The sequence below is a fragment of the Bacillus sp. 05T31 genome, from assembly GCF_056396725.1.
The window spans coordinates 1-3,686 of record NZ_JBFTMA010000444.1; the positions used below are offsets into that span (position 1 = coordinate 1).

The following is a 3,686-nucleotide window of genomic DNA, read 5'->3' on the forward strand; positions in this document are numbered from 1 at the left end:
TTATAGAAGATATTATTAGTGTACATATAGACATAGATATTATAACAGTAATAGGGCATGTGAGAGGATAAAGAGAAACTTTAATTAGTGAGAGCTATACGTACCTGGAAAACAGACGTACTTAAAATAAGTATGTCTGTTTTTATATTTAAATGAAGATAGTTTCGAGGTACATGTTGAACAGGATAATAATGATTTTTCTAGAATGTATAAGAGGAAGATTAAAAAAATAAGATATGATGTGATAAAGTGTATAAGAAGAAAATAAAGTGTTTATAAATGAATAAAAGTATGACAATTATTTAGGAGGTAAAAATGAAGTTTACAAAAACAATATTACTTTCAATTGTCGTTTCAATTGGTTTGATGGGATGTTCGCTAGTAGAGGAAGGGAAGAATTCCATGGATTATGCTCAAAAAGCGACAGACTATGTAAATGAAATAAGTGCATTTGCAAATGAAGCACCAGCATTAGCTGAAAAGGCTGTTAATGATGGGGAAGCCCGGAAAGAACTAGAAACGAAACTTACTGAAATTAAACAAGATATACCAGCTTTTAATGAATTAACACCACCGGATGTAGCGAAGGATCTTCACCAGCAAATCGTCGGATATAATGAAAAGTTAAATACGTTAATTGATACATCTATGCAAAAGATAGAGGAAGGAAAAATGAATGTAGAGCAGTTTAAGGACTCTGAGCTGATGCAGACGATAGAACAAGTTCGTGATTTGAAAGATAAAGTTCAAAACTTAGGGCAATAACAAAAAGATCCGTTTATCATAAACGGATCTTTTTGTTATTGAATACAATAGATGATTACACCAATGACAATAATAATGTTGCCAATGATTTTTCGTTTCGTTATTTTCTCCCCAAGGAAGTACCAACTGAAAATTAAAATGATGATATAACTTAATGATTCTAATGCAGATGCTTGCTTTAATGCCAAGCCCTTTAAGGCGATCACATTTAATCCGGCATTAATTACAAATAAAAAGTAGCCGATGATAACATAAGGATTCACATATTCTTTTATTCTAGAATCGTATTGTTGTAAAGTAGCCTTTTTTAATAATATTTGTGAGTAATTGGCTAAAATTATCCCAAATATCAATAATAACATATAACTATTCATCTTTTGTCACCACCACAATTCCGACGATAATAATAGCTGCGCCAAGTATGTGATTCCACTGTATCGTATCTCCAAAYAGGAATACTGACCAAAGCATTGACCAYAGTATGATAATYCCACGGTGTGAATATGCTCTAGAAATTTCAAAATTCTTAATGACTTGTTGCCATAGAATTGCATATCCGAATAAAAGTACAACAAGTCCGAAGTAAGCAATAAAAAATGAAATTGATGCAATAGGGAATTGAGATGCCCATTTCATGTAAACCATRATGATAGAATATATCAAGAAGGCCACATGTAAAAATACATAGTTTTTAATAGTTGGTTTCATATATTCACTCTCTTTTACTTTATATACACGTATGTAAACTCGATGTATATAATCAATATCTTCTTATTATATATAAAAGGCATATTGAAATGATTTTTGTTTATTTCTTCACATTCCAAAATATATAGTAWCATGTCTTCTATTGTAAAACAAYAGAAGGCAATGCGTAGCTTTAGAGCTGAAAATAATAGAGCTAGTAGAGTTAGATTTTCCACTGTTCTATAATTTGTATCGTTTTATTTGTTGCATCCATCTCTACTTGAATACCTATTGGCAAAGTAATCATTGGATGAGTATGACAACAATCAAAATCGGCTAGAAAAGGAAGTTTTTGATTTTGTAATACTTCTAATAATATTTCGTAAGGTTTTCTATTTGTACCACAATCATCAAATTGCTCATGTTTTCCAAGGATGATACCTGAAACTTTATCAAAAACGCCGTTAATTTTAAGTAATGAAAAACTTCTTTCGATAGTAGCTGCATCTTTTGAGCTATCTTCAATAAAGAGAATGTCACCATCTTGAATAAGTGGCATATAGGGGCTACCCCAAATACCTTGTATAGTATTTAAATTCCCACCAATAATACGTCCAGTAGCTTTCCCACCAATTACTGAAATCCAATTGTTCGGTAGAAGATCTTTTTCTTTCGTTTTTTCTTCCCAATTAATAAATTCATCTGACCAAAATAACGGCTGGTTTATGTTGTAAGGAAGGTGTTGATCAGTTAATAAAGTATCCGCAAAATATTTGTAYGTGCAATCTACGAAWGGCTCAAATTCACCAAAAGAAGGAACAAGTGCTGGACCATAAAATGTAGGAATKCCTGTTTTTGCATAAATTCCTAGTAATAATGCTGTTGTGTCTGAATAGCCAATCATTATTTTAGGATTCTTTTGAAAAGTCKCATAATCAATATAAGGTAATAATGAATTTGAATTCAGTCCCCCAATTGTCGACATGATACAAGAGACGTTAGGGTTTCTAATCAAGTCATTTAATTCCTCAGCACGCTCTTTAATGCTCCCGGAACGATAATAATCATATTGACCTGTTAGTGAACCTTCTAATATATGAAATCCTTTCTTTTGTAAGTATAATTTTGCGCGCTCAAATCTCTTTGGAGAAGTATAGGTTACTGGTGAAGAGGGAGAGTAGATGCCAATGGTATCGCCATATTTTAATGCTTTTGGAAGTATCATTTGTATAAATCCTTTCTATTATATAGTGTTTTTGTGTTTAAATGTAATTGAATATTCTTATATTTCGTTGTTTTTAGTGTAACACATATGAAAAAGAGAACGAGGTTGAAATTATAATTGTTATAGATGAATAAATATGCTTTTTACCTTGACGATATAAAGTAATTGTTGTTATGGTTAAACATGAGTGTATAAAAGGTTTGTTAAAGGAGTTTTAGAATGAAGCGGTTAAAATGGGGAAGATTAACAATCCTGTTAGTAGTAATTCTGGGTATATGTTGGTTCTTTTTCCAAGGAGTTCAAAAGAGTGAAACAAATGTAGATACTCAGCCTTTACAAGTGGCAGAGCTACCTAAAACAGGGCTATCTGAAAAAGTAGTTCCACCAAAATATATACCACCAGAAATTGATGCAAAAGCAGCTATTATTATCGATGCGAGTAATGGAGAAGTTATTTATCAAAATAATGAAAATGAAGCTGTTGCCCCTGCTAGTATGTCAAAAATGATGACAGCATATCTCGTTTTAGAGAGTATACATAATGGGAAAGTCCACTGGGAAGATCCAGTGAAAATAAGTGCAAAGTCGGCACAAACAGAGGGTGCAAAAATCCCGATGCAAGCAAATGATACATTAACTGTTAAGGACTTATATCATGCGTTAATGATTGAATCGGCTAATAATTCGGCTGTCGCTTTAGCGGAACATGTAGCTAAGACAGAAAAAAACTTTGTTCAACTTATGAATGAAAAAGCAAAGCAGTTAGAAATGTCAGATAAAGCTAAATTCGCGAATGCTTCCGGATTGCAGGAGCCCGACGGAAGTGAAACAAAAATGACAGCAGCTGACGTATCGAAATTAGCGTACCATCTTATAAAAGATTACCCAGAGATATTAGAAGTGACTCACTTACGTCAAAGTCAGTTAGCATTTAATAATATTAATGTTACAAATACAAATGAGATGTTAAACAAAAATAATAAAGCTTTATATATAGAAGGAATAGACG

5 protein-coding genes are annotated in these 3,686 nt (G+C 32.3%); 2 read left to right on the forward strand and 3 right to left on the reverse strand.

Features of this window, described 5'->3' with window-relative positions; all coding sequences use genetic code 11:
• Nucleotides 1-315 precede the first annotated feature (315 nt).
• Nucleotides 316-765, forward strand: a complete 450-nt coding sequence (locus AC1DJR_RS21445) for a DUF6376 family protein (protein WP_131245752.1) — start codon at nt 316-318, stop codon at nt 763-765.
• A 35-nt stretch (nt 766-800) separates the two neighbouring features.
• On the opposite strand, the gene AC1DJR_RS21450 is transcribed toward AC1DJR_RS21445, so the two are convergent.
• From AC1DJR_RS21450 to AC1DJR_RS21460, 3 genes are all read right to left on the reverse strand, one after another.
• Nucleotides 801-1,139: an EamA family transporter gene (locus tag AC1DJR_RS21450; RefSeq protein WP_002165951.1), complete on the reverse strand. Its 339-nt coding sequence runs from the start codon at nt 1,137-1,139 to the stop codon at nt 801-803.
• Complete coding sequence (locus AC1DJR_RS21455) at nt 1,132-1,473, reverse strand: EamA family transporter (RefSeq protein WP_002086172.1); 342 nt, start codon at nt 1,471-1,473, stop codon at nt 1,132-1,134. The genes AC1DJR_RS21450 and AC1DJR_RS21455 overlap by 8 nt, the downstream gene beginning before the upstream one ends.
• A gap of 202 nt (nt 1,474-1,675) precedes the next feature.
• The gene (locus AC1DJR_RS21460) at nt 1,676-2,677 is read right to left on the reverse strand and encodes a S66 family peptidase (RefSeq protein WP_477003456.1); all 1,002 of its coding nucleotides are present in this window, start codon (nt 2,675-2,677) and stop codon (nt 1,676-1,678) included.
• A 219-nt stretch (nt 2,678-2,896) separates the two neighbouring features.
• On the opposite strand from AC1DJR_RS21460, the gene AC1DJR_RS21465 reads away from it, so the two are divergent.
• On the forward strand, nt 2,897-3,686 hold a 790-nt coding region (locus tag AC1DJR_RS21465), incomplete at its 3' end, for a D-alanyl-D-alanine carboxypeptidase family protein (protein ID WP_477003457.1).

What these genes read in the sequence shown, in the direction of transcription:
- AC1DJR_RS21445 (WP_131245752.1), top strand. Translation starts at nt 316, where the DNA reads ATGAAGTTTACAAAAACAATATTACTTTCAATTGTCGTTTCAATTGGT.
- AC1DJR_RS21450 (WP_002165951.1), bottom strand. Translation starts at nt 1,139, where the DNA reads ATGAATAGTTATATGTTATTATTGATATTTGGGATAATTTTAGCCAAT.